General features: G+C 61.9%; 13 protein-coding genes and 1 pseudogene. 4 read left to right on the forward strand and 10 right to left on the reverse strand.

Translation table 11 applies throughout. The features are described from left to right. Nucleotide 1: 1 nt before the first annotated feature. Genes C0058_RS16480 through C0058_RS16495 form a run of 4 tightly spaced genes read right to left on the reverse strand, consistent with a single transcriptional unit; the run spans nt 2 to nt 4517 of the window. The gene (locus C0058_RS16480) at nt 2-994 is read right to left on the reverse strand and encodes a LacI family DNA-binding transcriptional regulator (RefSeq protein ID WP_102370272.1); all 993 of its coding nucleotides are present in this window, start codon (nt 992-994) and stop codon (nt 2-4) included. A 21-nt stretch (nt 995-1015) separates the two neighbouring features. Then, nucleotides 1016-1957 carry an ABC transporter substrate-binding protein gene (locus C0058_RS16485; protein ID WP_102369098.1) on the reverse strand — a complete coding sequence of 314 codons (942 nt, stop codon included), beginning with the start codon at nt 1955-1957 and terminating at the stop codon, nt 1016-1018. Between the two features lie 33 nt (nt 1958-1990). Further along, nucleotides 1991-2959, reverse strand: a complete 969-nt coding sequence (locus tag C0058_RS16490) for a hypothetical protein (protein WP_003209708.1) — start codon at nt 2957-2959, stop codon at nt 1991-1993. Nucleotides 2960-2984: 25 nt separating this feature from the next. Beyond that, nucleotides 2985-4517, reverse strand: a complete 1533-nt coding sequence (locus C0058_RS16495) for a sugar ABC transporter ATP-binding protein (protein ID WP_102369099.1) — start codon at nt 4515-4517, stop codon at nt 2985-2987. 409 nt (nt 4518-4926) lie between these two features. On the opposite strand from C0058_RS16495, the gene C0058_RS16500 reads away from it, so the two are divergent. From C0058_RS16500 to C0058_RS16510, 3 genes are read left to right on the forward strand one after another with little or no spacing between them, the layout of a single operon-like run. Beyond that, a complete protein-coding gene (locus C0058_RS16500) occupies nt 4927-6282 on the forward strand; it encodes a HAMP domain-containing sensor histidine kinase (protein WP_102369100.1) in 1356 nt (451 codons plus the stop codon). Beyond that, complete coding sequence (locus tag C0058_RS16505) at nt 6267-6650, forward strand: response regulator (RefSeq protein WP_008430409.1); 384 nt, start codon at nt 6267-6269, stop codon at nt 6648-6650. The genes C0058_RS16500 and C0058_RS16505 overlap by 16 nt, the downstream gene beginning before the upstream one ends. A 9-nt stretch (nt 6651-6659) precedes the next feature. Further along, the gene (locus C0058_RS16510) at nt 6660-7928 is read left to right on the forward strand and encodes an EAL domain-containing response regulator (RefSeq protein WP_003209700.1); all 1269 of its coding nucleotides are present in this window, start codon (nt 6660-6662) and stop codon (nt 7926-7928) included. On the opposite strand, the gene C0058_RS16515 is transcribed toward C0058_RS16510, so the two are convergent. Both C0058_RS16515 and C0058_RS16530 read right to left on the reverse strand, forming a co-directional pair. Next, nucleotides 7909-10197, reverse strand: coding sequence for a methyl-accepting chemotaxis protein (locus C0058_RS16515; protein ID WP_371857001.1), 2289 nt, complete (start codon nt 10195-10197; stop codon nt 7909-7911). The two genes, C0058_RS16510 and C0058_RS16515, sit on opposite strands and share 20 nt — an antisense overlap. Before the next feature lie 904 nt (nt 10198-11101). Continuing rightward, a complete protein-coding gene (locus tag C0058_RS16530; protein ID WP_102370273.1) occupies nt 11102-12097 on the reverse strand; it encodes a succinylglutamate desuccinylase/aspartoacylase family protein in 996 nt (331 codons plus the stop codon). 158 nt (nt 12098-12255) lie between these two features. On the opposite strand from C0058_RS16530, the pseudogene C0058_RS16535 reads away from it, so the two are divergent. Next, nucleotides 12256-12684, forward strand: a pseudogene (locus C0058_RS16535) (TetR family transcriptional regulator C-terminal domain-containing protein); the annotation flags it as partial. Here the strand turns inward: C0058_RS16535 and C0058_RS33065 are convergent. The 4 genes from C0058_RS33065 to C0058_RS16560 all read right to left on the reverse strand — a co-directional run bounded on the left by C0058_RS33065 (nt 12640) and on the right by C0058_RS16560 (nt 16047). Next, a complete protein-coding gene (locus C0058_RS33065) occupies nt 12640-13638 on the reverse strand; it encodes a DMT family transporter (protein ID WP_008433732.1) in 999 nt (332 codons plus the stop codon). The pseudogene C0058_RS16535 and the gene C0058_RS33065 sit on opposite strands and share 45 nt — an antisense overlap. Further along, nucleotides 13635-14333, reverse strand: coding sequence for an ABC transporter permease (locus tag C0058_RS16545; RefSeq protein ID WP_003217050.1), 699 nt, complete (start codon nt 14331-14333; stop codon nt 13635-13637). The genes C0058_RS33065 and C0058_RS16545 overlap by 4 nt, the downstream gene beginning before the upstream one ends. Before the next feature lie 7 nt (nt 14334-14340). Continuing rightward, complete coding sequence (locus C0058_RS16550; protein ID WP_003217052.1) at nt 14341-15045, reverse strand: ABC transporter permease; 705 nt, start codon at nt 15043-15045, stop codon at nt 14341-14343. A gap of 165 nt (nt 15046-15210) precedes the next feature. Beyond that, nucleotides 15211-16047, reverse strand: coding sequence for a transporter substrate-binding domain-containing protein (locus C0058_RS16560; protein WP_102369104.1), 837 nt, complete (start codon nt 16045-16047; stop codon nt 15211-15213). Nucleotides 16048-16055: the final 8 nt, after the last annotated feature.

The following is a 16055-nucleotide window of genomic DNA, read 5'->3' on the forward strand; positions in this document are numbered from 1 at the left end:
ATCAGGGGCAGCCGCATGAGTTACGAATCTTCAGGGTGGGCGCGAGCCGCACGCTGTGTGTTTTACGCTTGGGCGACGCCATGCGCTCAAGCAGCAGGTTGACCGCCCGGGCGCCGAGTTCCTGGACCGGCTGTGCGATCAGGGTCAGGCGTGGCACGAAGAAATCCGCCCAGTCAAAATCATCGAAGCCCACCAGGGCCATCTGCCCGGGCACGTCGATATTCGCATCACGCAAGGCGTGCATCGCACCCAGGGTCATCAGGTTGTTGCCCGCCATGATTGCCGTGGGCGGTGTTGCCAGCGTCAATAACTGCGCGGTCGCTTGCCGTGCCGGCTCGCTGCTGGAACCACCGTTGACCAGCAATTGCGGGTCAAACACCAACCCTGCCGCCTGCAACGCGGCTTGATAGCCGGCCACGCGCTCATCGGAAGTGCCGAGCCCCGCGCGCCCGGAAATAAAGCCGATGCGCCGGTGGCCATGGCCGATCAAGTGCGCCACCAGGGCCTGGGTCGACTGGGTGTTTTCCACCCCGACCTGATCGAAACGATCACACATCATCCGGTCCACCAACACCGCCGCCACTTGATTGGCCTGCAGGTATTCCAGGGCCAGCGAACCGGTAGACGGCGCCAGCAGAATGCCGTCCACCCGCCGATGGTGCAGCGTCGTGACTACGCGCAATTCCTGCTCGGGATCGTCGTGGGTATCGACAAACAACATCATGTAGCCGTGCTTGGCGCACTCGGTTTCAATCGCGTGCACCGTTTCGCTGAAGTAGTGGTTGGACAGTGCCGAGATCGCCACGCCAATCGTATTGGTGGTGGACCGCGCCAGGGAACGCGCCAGCGTGTTGGGGATGTAGCCCACCTGCCGGATCGCGTCCTGCACCGCTTGCACCGTGTCCGGGCTGACCTTGCGGGTGCCGTTCAAGACGTGGGAAACCGTCGACGTCGACACCCCTGCAATTCTTGCCACATCCTCCATGGTTGCCACGGTGCTCACCCCTGCGCGCTTTTAATGTTTGCTGGACCAACCGCTGTAGGAACCGACGTTATCGCGGGTGATCAATTTTGGCGCCAGCAGGGTAACCGCTTCGGCGGGTTGTTTGTCATTGAGAATGTCATTGCCGACATTGACGGCGGTCTGGGCCATGGCCCATGGGTCCTGGCTGGCGGAGGCCTGGATCAGTGTGTCGGTCTTCAGGGCATTCTCGATGTCCGGCGCGCCGTCCACGGAGGTGATGATGATGCCGCTGCGTTTCAGTTGCTTGGCCGCCAGGTCGCTGCCGATGGCTTGCGGGTCGTTGATTGCGAACAGGCCGTCGATTTTCTGGAAGCGTGTCAGGTAGCCCTGCATCACGTTCAGGCCGCCTTCACGGGAGCCTTTGCCGTCCTGGTCATCAGACAGCAACTTGATATCCGGCGCACTGCCCAGCGCGGCTTTACAGCCTTTGACGCGATCAGTCACGGCGGTGACCTGCGGGCCATTCTGGATAATTACGTTGCCCTTGCCCGAGAGCTTGTCGACGATGAACTGGCAGGCCAGTTTGCCGGCTTCGACGTTGTCGGTCTGCACGGTGGCATTCACGCCCTTCGCATCGACGTCTACCGCCACCACCACGATCCCGGCGTCGCGGGCTTTCTTGATCGCCGAGGCCATGGCCGACGGGTCGACGGCGTTGAGCAGGATCAGGTCGACCTTGGACGAGATGAAGTTGTCGATCTGCGAGAACTGCTTGCTCAGGTCATAGTCGGCCGACACCGAGGTGACTTTCACCGCCGGGTTCAGCTCCTTGGCCCGCGCCGTGGCACCGTCGGCCAGGGTCACGAAATACGGGTTGCCCAGGGACCCCATGCTGATGCCGATGGCTTTCAGTTCACGGGCTTGCACCGCCTGGGACATCAACACGGCAACGCCCAGGGAGGCGACAACAGGAAACATGCGTTTGAAGTTCATGATGACTCTCTTGTGATTGTTGTTTGAGTGAAATCAGGTCCGCGCACCGGACTGGCGATAACGATCCAGCGCTACCGCGCCAATGATCACGATGCCCTTGATGATGTACTGCCAGATATCCGAGACGCCCAGCAGCACCAGGCCGTTGGTCAATACCGCGATGATCAGCGCACCAATCAGCGTGCCGCCGATGGTGCCGACGCCGCCGGTAAAACTGGTGCCGCCGAGGATCACTGCGGCAATCGCATCCAGCTCATAGGATTGCCCCAGTTGCAGGCCATTGGCGGCGAACAGGCGTGACGCGCTCATCACCGCGCCCAACCCGGCCAACGCACCGGACATGGCATAGACGAACAGCAGGACCTTCCACACCTTGATCCCCGACAGCCGCGCCGCTTCCGGGTTGCCGCCCACGGAGTAGATTTGCACCCCCATCACCGTGCGCCGCAGGATGAACCACGACAGCGCAATCACGGCCACGGCAATGATCACCAGCCAGGGCACGCCCAGCACCGAATCGTTGCCAATAAAGGCAAACGGCAAATCAGGGTTGAACACGGTTTTGTCGTCGGCCAACAGGCGTGCCAAACCGCGCATGGCGGTCAGCGCACCGAGGGTGACGATAAACGGCGGCAGGCGCATGAAGGCGATCAGGCCGCCGTTGACCAGGCCCAGCAACAGGCCGAAGCCAACCCCGGCGGCAATCCCGAACATGCCGAACTGCGGTGACATCGACGCTTGCAACGCAACCACAGCCGAAGCCGCAAGAATCGCTCCCACCGACAAGTCGATGCCCGCCGTGAGGATCACAAAGGTCATCCCCGCCGCCAGCACCACGTTGACCGACGCCTGCTGGGTGATGATCGACAGGTTCTGCACCGTCATGAAGTTTTCGCTGGCCAGGGCAAAACCCACCAGCAGCAGCACCAGCACCGGCAACATGCCCACCGTGCGCATCAGTTCGCGAATACGCTCAGCCTTGCCGATCGTTGCCACAGTCATGGTGTTGCTCCCGCTTGTCGTTGAATTAGCCATGGGCGGCCACCTGTTCGCTGCCGGTGGCGAGGTCGATGATCGCCTCCTGGGAAATATCCAGCCCCGATGCCCCGCCCACTTCGGCCACCAGTTGCCCTTCGCGCATGATCAGCACGCGGTCGCAGGTGCCGATGATTTCCGGCAGTTCGCTGGAGATCACCACGATGCCTACGCCGGCCTTGGCCAACTGGTTGATGATGCGGTAGATCTCGGATTTGGAGCCGATGTCCACGCCACGGGTGGGCTCGTCGAGGATCAGCACATGCGGCTTGACCTCCAGCAGCCGTGCCAGCAGCACCTTCTGCTGGTTGCCACCGGACAACGCGCCGACGTTGACCTTGCCCGACGCCACGCGGATCGACAGGGACTTGATCGCATCGCGTGAGCGTTGTGCGGCGTGGCCACGGTTGAGCACACCGCCGGCGTGGGCATCCGCCACACAGGCACAAACGTTGATGTTGTCGGCCACGCTCATGTCGAGAAACAGGCCCTGGGCCTTGCGGTCCTCGGTGAGGTAGACGACACCGGCACGAATCGCATCCGCCGGGTTGCGCAGTTGGGTCACGGTTTTGCCGACCACCTCCAGGGTGCCGGAGGTGCGTGGGTCGGCGGCAAAGATCAGCCGTGCCAGTTCGGTACGCCCGGCGCCCACCAGGCCGGCGATGCCCAGCACTTCACCGGCGTGCAGGTCAAAGCTGCAGTTGCGCACGCGCTTGCCGTCGGCCATGTCGCGCACGCGCATCACCACCTGGCCGGGGTCGTAGGCCGCATGTTCCTTCTTGTAGAAACCTGACAGGTCGCGGCCCACCATCATCTTCACCAGCACTTCGGCCGACAGCACGTCCCGCGCCAGTTCGCCGACGTACTCGCCGTCCCGCAGTACCGAGACCCGGTCCGACAGCTCGTAGATTTCCGCCATGCGGTGGCTGATGTAGATGATCGCCAAGCCCTGGCTGCGCAGCTGTTTGATCAGCGCGAACAGGCGGTCGGTCTCCCGGGAGGACAGTGGCGTGGTGGGCTCGTCCATCACCAGGATTTTCGCGTGGGCATGCAGCGCCCGGGCGATTTCCACCAGTTGGCGCTCGGCGATGGACAGGCTGGCGACGCGGGTGATGGGCAGGAACTCCGCACCGAGCCTTGCCAGCACCTCGGCCACCCCGGCTTCCATGCCCTTGCGGTCGATGGTCCAGCCACGGCGCAGTTCACGGCCCAGGTAAATGTTCTCGGCCACCGTGAGGTTCGGACACAGGCTCAGTTCCTGGTAGATCACGGCAATGCCGAGGGCTTTGGCGGAGGCTGGGTTGTAGCTGGCGACGGGCTGGCCATCGATGCGGATGGTGCCGCCGTCGTCGGCCTGGTAAGCGCCGGAGAGGATCTTCATCAAGGTCGATTTGCCGGCTCCGTTCTCACCCATCAAGGCGTGGATTTCACCGGGGTAGACCTTCAGGCTGACGTTCTTGAGCACCCGCAGACCGTTGAAGGTCTTGCTGATGCCCTGCATTTCAAGCAAGGGTTCAAGGCTCATGACTGAGCTCCTGGTTTTATTATTGTTGTGTTCGGGCGTTTGCCGATGGCAGTCATCGGCAGACCTGATTGCTGCCGACTCTAATCAGATACATTTGCTTACGCAAGCGCTTGCGTCAGCCGTTTATCGTTTGATTAAACGTTTCACCTGATGAATAAATGTTCACCCAGCGACCTGGAGTGACTAATTGCAGATAAAACCGCCGTTTTTCCACCTTCACCTATCCGACTGAGTGTTTTTCTAAAAATAACACCGCGTTTGGCCACTACGATCCCTGTCGGTTGCGGTTTATCTGCTATCGTCCAAAGACCTCATCTCCTCCTCATCGCGCCTGCGCGATCTTCTGTGAGCATGCTCTGCGGCGCCGCCTTTGGCAGCGTCGGGCCTGAAGTTCACGGAACACTGCACGATGGACAACTCTTCAGTCGACAGCCCGGCGGAGCCGCAATCCCGGGCTGAAAAAATCGTCGAATTCAAACGCCAGAAAACCCTGCTCAAGGCCGGCGCCTTGCAAGATGCGATCTTCAACAGCGCCTACTTCTCCAGCATCGCCACCGACGAAAAAGGCGTAATCCAGATTTTCAACGTCGGCGCCGAACGCATGCTTGGCTACGCCGCCGCCGATGTGCTGAACCGCGTCACACCGGCCGACATTTCCGACCCCGCCGAGCTGATCACCCGCGCCGCTGCCCTCAGCCAGGAACTGGACACACCGATCACGCCGGGCTTTGAGGCCCTGGTGTTCAAGGCCTCCCGGGGCATCGAAGACATTTACGAACTGACCTATATCCGCAAGGACAACAGTCGCCTGTCGGCCATGGTGTCGGTGACCGCCCTGCGCAACCGCAACGACGCGATCATCGGCTACCTGCTGATCGGCACCGACAACACCGCGCGCAAGCAGGAAGAGGCGCAACGCAAAGGCTTTGAGCGCGCCCTGGAAGAGAAGAACCTGGAGCTGGAACACGCCAGCCACATGAAGTCCGAATTTCTCGCCACCATGTCCCACGAACTGCGCACGCCGCTGAATGCGGTGATCGGTTTTTCCGAGGCGCTCAAGGACGGCCTGGTGGGCGACATGAGCGATATCCAGCGCGAGTACATCGGCGATATCTTCACCAGCGGCCAGCACTTGCTGTCGCTGATCAACGACATCCTCGACCTGTCCAAGGTCGAGGCCGGCATGATGGACCTGGAACTGGAAGCCGTGGAGTTGGCCGGCCTGTTGGCCAACAGCCTGCTGATCGTGCGGGAAAAGGCCGCATTGCAGCGCATCCAGTTGAAACTCGAAAGCCCGGACGACTTCGGCGCGCTGGAACTGGACCTGCGAAAGACCAAGCAGATCATCTACAACCTGCTGGCCAATGCGGTGAAGTTCAGCGAGCACGGCGGCTCGGTGACGCTCTCGGTGCGCGAGGTGAATCGTAGGCAAGTGGGGCAGATTCCCGGGGACTGGCCCACCCACGGCTTTGCCCTGCAGCCCAGCGAACATCAACAGTTCCTGGAATTGAGCGTGAGCGACACCGGCATCGGGATCGCCCGGGACGACATGAGCAAGCTGTTCAAGGCCTTCAGCCAGATCGACAGCAGCCTGGCGCGCAAATTCGAAGGCACGGGCCTGGGTTTGGCGATGGTCAAGCAACTCACCGACCTGCACGGCGGCAGTGTCGCCGTGGCCAGCCGCGAAGGCGAAGGCGCGCGGTTTGTGGTGTGGCTGCCGCTGCACCGTGCCGCAGATGCGGAGGCCCCATGGCCGAAATCCTGATCGTCGAAGACAACGAGGCCAATATGCGCCTCGCCCGCCTGCTGCTGGTGAACGCCGGCCACAGCGTGTTGTGGGCCGCCGATGCCGAGACCGGGCTGACCCTGGCCCGGGAAAAACAACCGGCATTGATCCTGATGGACATCCAGTTGCCGGGCATGGACGGCCTGGCAGCCACGTCACTGCTCAAGCAGGACCCTCATACCGCGCACATCCCGGTGATCGCCCTGACGGCCATGGCCATGAAGGAAGACCGTGACAAGACCCTGCGGGCCGGCTGCGATGCCTACATCATCAAGCCCCTGCGCTACAAAGAGCTGTACCAGGTGATCGACACGCTGCTGCAAAAGAACATTACTCCCTCGACTTGAGTCCTCTCCATGGCCAGCCAACCCGCAACGCTGTTGATCGTTGATGATGAAATCCAGGTGCGCAAGCTGCTGGAAACCCTGCTGCGCCACGAGGGTTACCAGACCGTGAGCGCCGCCAGTGGTGAAGAAGCCTTGCAGTTGGTGGCGCAGCGGCCGCCGGACTTAATCCTGCTGGACATCATGATGCCGGGCATGGACGGCTATGAAGTGGCCAACCAGCTCAAGGGCAACCAGGCCACGGCGAACATTCCGATCATCATGCTTTCGGCATTGAGTGAGTCCAGCGCGCGGCTCAGTGGCCTGGAAACCGGTGCTGAAGAATTCATCAGCAAGCCGGTGGAGCGGGTCGAGTTGTGGCTACGGGTACGCAACCTGCTGCGGCTCAAGGCCCACGGCGATCGGTTGAAAAACCATAGCCAGTTGTTGGAGCAGCAACTTCAACACCACCAAAATGAGTCCTCGCGGTTGAATGTGCATGATCTGGCGCGCCTGGACCTGGAAAAAGCCCTGCGCCTGGCGGTCGAGCGCGAAGAATTCGTGCTGCATTACCAACCCAAGGTCGAACTGGCCAACGGTCAGGTGTGCGCCCTCGAGGCCCTGCTGCGCTGGGACCGGCCCGGTTACGGTGCGGTGTCTCCAGCGGTCTTCATACCGATCCTGGAAAGCCAGGGCTTGATCGTCACGCTCGGGCGTTGGGTGATCGACAACGTGTGCCGCCAGATCGCAGCGTGGCAATCCGGCACGGTGGGCGCGGTGGAGGTATCGGTCAACGTTTCGGGGCATCAATTGATCGAGGGTGACCTGATTGCCGATATCGCCCAGTCCCTCGCCCAGGCCGGCGTGGAAGCGCATTGGCTGGAAGTTGAATTGACCGAAGGCTCGCTGATGGAGAACACCCAGCACACCATCGCCAGCTTGCAGCGCCTGCGGGCGATGGGGGTGAAGATCTCCATCGACGACTTCGGCACCGGCTATTCCAGCCTGGCCTACCTGCGGCGGTTCCCGATTGATACGCTGAAAATCGATATCGCGTTTATCCGCGAAGTCACCAGCAACCCGCAGGACGCGGCTATCACCCGCACCATCATCGAACTGGCCCACAGCCTGAAGCTGCGAGTGGTGGCCGAAGGCGTGGAAACCCAGGCGCAGCTGGAGTTTCTGCGGGAAGCCGGCTGCGATCAGATCCAGGGGTATCTGTTCAGCCGGCCTTTGCCGATGAAGGAGCTGGAGCGCCTGCTGCTGGATAAGCGCAGCCTGGTCAGGCCGCAGCCTCACTGACTTCGAACAACCCCACCAGCTTCTGCAACTTGTTGGCATTGACCCGCACGGTTTCCGCGCTGGTCTGCAACACCCCTACGGTCAGGCGCATTTGCTCCGAAGAGTGGCTGACCTGCTTGATGGTCTTGCCATAGTCGAGGCTGCGGGCGTTGAGCTGCTGGATGATGCTGAACATGCTCTCCACCGCCTGGTGCAGGTGCACGTTCTCCGAGGAGGCGTCCTCGGCCAGGCGCAGGCTGCTGTCGACGTTGGTCACGCCGTTTTCCATGAAGCCTACGGCCTTGCGGGTTTCGCCTTGCAGGCCCTCGACCATCTGGCGAATGTCTTCCGCTGCGTTGGAAGTGCGTGACGCCAGGGTGCGGACTTCGTCGGCCACCACCGCAAAACCGCGGCCATGCTCGCCTGCCCGCGCCGCTTCGATGGCCGCATTCAGGGCCAGCAGGTTGGTCTGGTTGGTGATGTCGCTGATCAACCCGGTGATGTTGCTGATCTGTGCCATGCGGCTGTCCAGCAGTTGCACGCTTTCCGAGGAGCGCTGCACCACATCGCGAATCGACTGGGTGCCGACCTGTACCGCGAGGAATTGCTCGCGGGCCCGGCTGACCACCTCGTCCATGGCCTGCTTCATTTGCTCGGCGCTCACCGAGGCTTGCTGGATTTCTCCCAGTTGCTCTTCAACGATGATCATCATGCGGTGGGTGGCGTCGGCCACTTCATGGGACATCAACCCGGCCGCCTCGCTGCGGCCGAGCATCAATTGGTTGGTGTTGCCAACGCTGTGGCTGGCCTTGACCACCTGGCCGACCACCGAATCCAGGCGGTCGATGAAGCTGTTGATCCAGCGGCTCATGTCGCCGGTTTCGTCGTTGACCATGCGCCCGCTGTCCAGGCGTTGGCGCAGGTTGCCCTCGCCTTCGGCAATGGTGCGGATGACCTCGGTCATTTCATTCAGGCGTGCGGCCAGGCGCCTGGGGCCCAGGCGGCTGAACAGCAAGGCCGCGACGACCATGCTCAGCACCTCGCACGCATCGGTCCAGGCGGCGGGCAAACCACTGTAGTGACGGACCAGGAAGTTGCAGGCAAACAGGCCGGCCATGGTCGCCAGATAGGGCTTCATCAAGCCGTGGCTCAGGGAGCGCCGGCGGTAGACCTCTTCCAGGTCGGCCTCGCACATCATGCCCCAGCGATCCGGCGAGCCCGGCAGTTCGAAGGTCACGCCCTTGCCCACCACCGGGATGTGACGGTAGTCGGAATAGCCGGGATAGGTGACAAACAGATTCGAGCCCTTGCGGATGGTTTCCCGCACGCCGGGGTGCAGTTGTTGGGTGGCGGGGTCGATAAACCGCAATTCCAGTTCGGTATGGCGCTGGATCTGTACGGTTTTCCAGGGTGTGTGCACGCCGCTCTTGAGATTTTCACCGTGGGTGAAGGTGCCGTCCTCGAAGCGTGAGCGGGACAGCGCAATGCCCGGCTGCAGCGCCGGGTCGAAGCGCGATTGCACCATGAACAGGTAGTTATCGCCGGACTCGGGGAAGATATGCCCGGCCTCGCGCTGGATCAAATCCCCGAGTATGTCGTTGGGCACCCGACCGCAGAGGCAGCCGACCACCCTGCCCTCGCGGGTCAATGGTTGGTAGAACATCAGGGTCACTTCGTCATGGAAGCGCGAAGACGAAGGGCCGATCTGCAAGGTCAGCGGGTCGCTGTAGGGACCGTGGAGGAATGGCGCCTTGAGCCCGGCGGCCAGGGCTTGTTGATTGAGCGCGCGGTGACTGGCCTGGCTCCAGGTACTCGCCAGTAATTCGCCCTTTGGGTCGACGATAAACAGCTCGGAGAAATCCCCGGCCTGGTGCAGTTTTTCCAGCAGCAGGCTGTTGTCGGTGAGCACGGAATCGCGGGCCAGTGTCGTGGCCAGTTCGTTGAGGTGTTCCCACTGTTCGCGGGTCCAGGTTTGCAGGAGTTTGACCCGGGTTTCGGCAATGGCCTCGAAGGTTTGCTCCATCACCGGGTACACCGCGCGGTTGAGGTGGCAGGACCAGCCCATGGCGAACTTGCCGGTTTTGCCCCACCAGGGCAGCCAGCTTTTCTCGGCGGAAGATAACTGCATCGTGCTGCTCGACAGGCTGCTCATGGCGGACTCCGGAGTGATGTCTAATTGCCATATTTCAAGGCAATTAATGCGCCAATTAGCTAGCTTGCTATTGATTAGGCTGTTTGGCCTGCCATGCGGGTCAACGGGAGCGAGCTTCCTCGCTACAAAAAGCTGCATGCAATCAAGAGCATGCACCAGCGGGTGGCAGTGAGATCGCTTGTCGGGTGGGATGTCCCAGGGGGGCCGTGGTTTTCGAGATCGAATATCGGCGGAATTTTGGGGGCATATCCGTTATTTAGGTAATGGCGGCTTATGGTTTCGCTCTTACAGCGAGTCACTTTGCAAAAGCGGCAAAGTAACCAAAGCGCTCTGCCCCGCCTGTCGGCGCCTCGCCTAGGCTCGGCGTTCCCTCACTCCGGCATTACTCCGCGGGCCGCCGCGATGGGCCATCCATGGCCCAGCGCGGCTAAACCGGCGTCCTGCCGGTTTACCCGCTCCGCAATACCTGCGTTCGGCCTCGGGCTTATTGGGGCAGTCAGAGCAAGATCAAGATCAAAAGCAAGAGCACGGCGGCCTGAGAGCCGACCTGAGTGTTAAAAGCCAGATCAAAAACCAGAGCGAAAGCAGAGCCGCTTTTCTGTAGGAGCTGGCTTGCCGGCGATGCGGACACCTCGGTGCATCAGGTACACCCAGTTGATGCCATCGCCGGCAAGCCAGCTCCTAAAGTGGACCGTGCCCGCTTTAGCTTTTGATTTTGCTCTTCAACACTCAAGCCGGCCGGTAGGCCGCTGTGCTGTTGATCTGCTTTTGATCTTGGGCGCCCCGTTAAACCACGCTGGCCGAACGCAGGCTTTGGAGCGTGGGTAACCCGGCAGGACGCCGGGTTAGCCGTCCTGGGCCAGGGATGGCCCATGACGGCGGCCCACGGTCCAAAGCCGGAGTGAGGGCACTCCGAGCCTAAGCGAGGAGCCGAGTGGTGGGGCAAGAGCGTTTTGCTTACTTTTGCGCTGTTCAAAAGTGAGCCGCTGTAAGAGCGGAACCAATACCAGCCATAACCGAAGAAACGGATATGTACTCCCGCCTAAGGATCCAACACCCCCCCGCTGTACCCCTCAGACAACCGCGTCCCGGTAAACTTGGCCACCACCGAACCCTGTGAAACCAGCCGCTCCCGATGCCCCGTCACCATCCGCCCGGTTTGCGCCGCATGCAGCACAACCTCAGAAGCCGGATCCCCAGGCCGCCGAATAATCCGCGCAAACCGCTCACCCTTTTCCACCTGTTCACCCAAACCTTTCTCAAACACCAACACCCCGGCACACGGCGCCAGGATGGTCTCCATGCAGCCCATATCCACCACCTGCCCGTGCCATTGCGCAATCACCGGCGCCTCATCAATCACCCCACTGGCACAAAGCCAACCCCAGATCCCATCACCATCCTGCCCGGCCAGGGCATCACTCACATCCGCCTGCCCACGCAATTCAATCGTCGCCGCCAACCGCGGCTGCCCATGATCAATGATGGTCTCCTCAAACGACCCATCACCACCCTCGTCCCAGACAATCACCACATCCACCTGCAACGCCGCCGCAAGCGCCCGGCCCGCGGGCCAAAAGCTGCGGTGGATGTAGAGATATGGCAGGGCTTCATCATCGGTGTGCAGGTCCAGCACCAGGTCAGCATCGGCGGCCAGTTGCACCAGGCTTTTCTGCCATTGCGCCAGGTTGCTGGCCGGCCGCTCCATGGCCAATGAATGATCAAACGCCCGGTTGAAATTCTGCCCGGTGGCTTCGTGAAACCGCCCCAACAACCGCCCCTGGCGAAACTGGCCAATGCCAAACGGGTTGGCCTGGGGCACCACCGTCACCGTGCCCTTGAGCCGGCCCTGATCCTGGCAGGCCTGCAAACGCGGCAGCAGTTGATGCAACACCAGCATCCCGGCGATTTCATCGGCATGCACACCGGCCTGCAGGTGCACCCGAGGGCCGTCGCCGTCACCCTCGAAGCGCCAGGCGCCAATGTGCAGGGTGTTCCCGGAATCCCCGGGGACTTGCCACGAAAGGTCTTTTGCCATGCCGTTGCCCTCCTCTTGTTGGTTCTGCAGGTATATATTGAACACACGTTCAACCATGTATCTTCACCGAGGGTGTGCCTGTGGCCGAAGACCGTCGCGACCTGTTGATTGCCGCCACCCTCACCAGCCTCGCCCGTGACGGGCATGCCGGCATTTCCGTGCGGCGCATCGCCGCTGAAGCCGGGGTTTCGGTGGGGTTGCTCAATCACCATTTCGGCAGCATCGATGCACTGATCGCCGAGACCTACCACAAACTCGCCAGCGAACTGACCACCGCCCTGTGGCAGGAAGTCGACCAGGCCGTGGGCCCTGCCGCGCGGCTCGATGCATTCCTCGCCGGTTCGTTTTCCTCGCGGGTCATGGACCCGAAACTGTTGGGCGTCTGGGTGGTGTTCTGGAGCCTGATCCGCCACTCGAACCACGTGAATGACTCCCATGAAAAAAGCTACCGCGCCTACCTCGAACTGATCCGCCAGTTGCTCGACGACTTGGCCGAGAGCGAAGGCTTCGTGATCCACGACACGCGCCTGGCCGCCATCGGCTTATCGGCGATGCTCGACGGACTCTGGCTCGAGTGGTGCCTCAACCCCGGCACCTTCAGCCCCGCCAACGGGCTGCACATCTGCCGTTGCTGGATACAGGGGCTGCGTCACGGAGCATTCGGCGCCGACCACATCCTGTGACACGGGGTGCCGGGCGCTGAGCATGGCCAGGGTGCCGCTGATGGCGATCAGCACGGCGCCGAAAATCAGCGACACGTCCATCACCGTGCCCCAGACCAGGCTCGACAGCAGGAACGCCCAGATCAAACCAGTGTATTCAAACGGCGCCAGCAGCGTCGCCGTGGCCCGGCGGAAGCTCGCAAACAGCAGGAACTGGCCAATCCCGCCCACCAGCCCCGCGCCGAGCATGCCCAGCCATGCCGGGGTCGGCGATGGCGTGTGGGTCCAGGGCAGCGTCAGCGCCATGCAGATTACAAACACCACATTGGTGATCAGCATCTGCTCCAGCACCGAGGTGTTGTCGTCCACCTGGCGCAACTGGATATAGGTAAACGCCCAGCACAGTGCTGCCGCCAATGTCAGGGCGATTGGCAACGGATCGAGCATGTTGCTGGGGCGACAAGCGATCACCACGCCGACAAAGCCGATGATCAGCGAAATCCACTGGCCGCGACTGGCGCGCTCCTTGAGGATCAATGCCGCGAGCAACGTGACCATGATCGGTGCGGAAAAATACAGCGTGGTCATTTCCGCCAGGGTCAGGTCTCTGGCGGCGGTGTAGTACAGCAGCCAGGCCAGCAGCGACAGCAGGCCGCGGATGATCAACAGCTTGCGGCTGACCGAGTGCCAGGCTCGCTTGAGCAAACCCATTCGCCCGGCGATCACGCACGCGGCGACCACCACCAGGCTGCGCCAGAACAGGATGGTGAACACTGAATAGTCGGCCACCAGCCATTTGATCCCGGCGTCCTGCAGCGCCAGGAACGCATAGGCCAGCGAGCACAGGGCAATCCCTTGCAACGAGCGATCGGTTTTCATCCGGCAGACCTGCGCAACGGTGTGCCGCGTCGCTCGGCAATGGCGTACAGGGCTTCAATCAAAAAGGTCAGGCACAGGTAGACCCCGGCCACCAGCAGCAGCGGCTGGTAGATCTGCAAGGTCTGGGCGCGTACCACGTTGGCGGCGCCAAGCAGGTCGACCACGGCAATGGTCGAGGCCAGCGCCGTGGACTTGAGCAGCATCACCGTCTCCCCCGCCAGGGTCGGCAGCAGCAGGCGCATGGCCCGTGGCAGGCGCACCCGCAACAGTGCCTGGCGTGGCGTCATGCCGAACGCCGAGGCGGCTTCCATTTCACCCTTGGGCACGGCCAGCAGCCCGCCGCGAATCACTTCACCGACGTACGCGCCCACCGACAACACCAGGGCGAACACGATGTACCAGTAACCGTCCCGCAGGAACGGCCAGAGGAAACTCCCGCGAATCATCGGGAACTGGGCAAACAGGCTGCCCAGGCCGTAATAGAAGATGTAGATCTGGATCAGCAACGGCGTGCCCCGCAGCACACTGGTGTAGCCCAGTGCGCAACGGGCCAGCCACTTGCGCCGGGACAGCCGCGCCAGCGCTACCAGCACCGCCAGGGCGAAGCCGAGCACTGCCGAGATCACCAGCAGCGACAGCGTCGTCTGCAAGCCCTTGGCGATCAGTCCTGCGTAATAACTTATCCACTCAGGCATGTGCGGCTCACTCGACAACCGGCATCCAGCGACGAATACGTCGCTCCAGGCGCCCGGACAGGTAGTTGGAGGCCAGTGTCACCAGGTAATACAAGGCGGCGGCCGTGAGGTAGAACAACAGGTAATGCCGGGTCGAGCCCGCCGCCTGTTTGGCGGTGTACAGCAGTTCGTTGGTGCCCACTACGCTGATCAGCGCGCTGTCCTTGATCAGATTGATCCACAGGTTGGACATCCCCGCCAGGGCGTATGGCGCCATGATCGGCAGGGTCACCCGACGGAACAGGCCAAAACCGCTCAAGCCAAACGCCCGCGCCGCTTCGATCTGGCCATGGGGAATCGCGAGGATCGCCGCGCGGAAAATCTCCGAGGCGTACGCGCCTTGCACCAGCCCCAGTACCAGGACCGCTACCAGCGGGCCGCTGATGTTGAACTGCGCAAACCCCAGCCACAGCATCAATGCGTTGAGGCCCATCGAGCCTGCGTAATACAGCAGCAGGATCAGCAGCAACTCGGGCACCGCGCGAAACACCGTGGTGTAGCCGCGCATCAGCATGGCTATCGGGCGCGGTGCACTGAGCTTGGCGCAGGCCACCACCAGGCCGATCAGCAGCCCCACCGCAAACGAGCCGGCGGAGATCTGCAGGGTCATCCATAACCCCTTGAGCAATGCGTTGCCCCAACCTTGTTCGCTGAAGCTGAGTAGATCGAACATCGCGGCTCCCTATTTCGATTACACGCGGTGACCCTGTGGCGAGGGAGCTTGCTGTGGCGAGGGAGCTTGCTCCCGCTGGACTGCGTAGCAGGCCCATTGTTTGGGGGCGCTTCGCACCCCAGCGGGAGCAAGCTCCCTCGCCACAAGCACTCCCTTTCTACCGGATTAGTTTGTGTAGGGGCTATCGCAGACTTTGCTCACATAGGCAGGCGTGTCGGCGCGTTTGCACGGGCTGACCGATACCCCAAACACGCTCTGGGACAGGTCGGCGTAGTCCTTGCTCACCAGCAACTCACCGATGGCCTTGTCGAGCCGGGCCTTGAGTTCGGTGTCTTCCTTGCGCAGGCCAGCCCCCACGCCGCGGCCGATGATCGGGTCATAAGGCACTTCGGCGATTTCGGCCAGGCCCTGGGCCTCAGGCGTCTTGACCATCATGGCGATGGCGACGCCGTCGGCCATCATCAGGTCGGTGCGCCCGGCAATCAGGTCGGCGTTGGCCGATTCCTGGGTATCGTAGTACTTCAGGTCAGCAATGTTCTCGTAGTACTTCTTCAGGTAGTTGGCGCTGACCGTGGAGATCTGCACGCCGATGATCTTGCCCTTCAGCCCTGCCGGCGAGACTTCGACGGTGGTGCCCTTGGGGCCGGCAATGCCCAGCAGCGAATCGTAGTAGGCGCGGCTGAACGCGATCTGTTTTTCGCGCTCTTCGGTGACCGACATCGAGGAGAAAATCACGTCGATTTTCTTCGCCAGCAGCGACGGAATAATCCCGTCCCAGGCCACTTCCTTGATCTGGCACTCAGCCTTCATCAAGCCGCAGAGCTTGTGAATCAGGTCCACCTCAAAGCCGGACCACTCCCCGTTGCCGCCCTTCACCGTGAACGGTGGGTAGGGTTCTGCCGCCACCGCGAACACAATGGGTTTCTCCGCCGCCAACGCAGTACCTGCCGCCAGTATCAACACAGCACTGCTCAACCACTTTGCCAATCGTTTGGATTTCATGATCTTGC

Source organism: Pseudomonas sp. NC02 (assembly GCF_002874965.1).
Taxonomy (GTDB): domain Bacteria; phylum Pseudomonadota; class Gammaproteobacteria; order Pseudomonadales; family Pseudomonadaceae; genus Aquipseudomonas.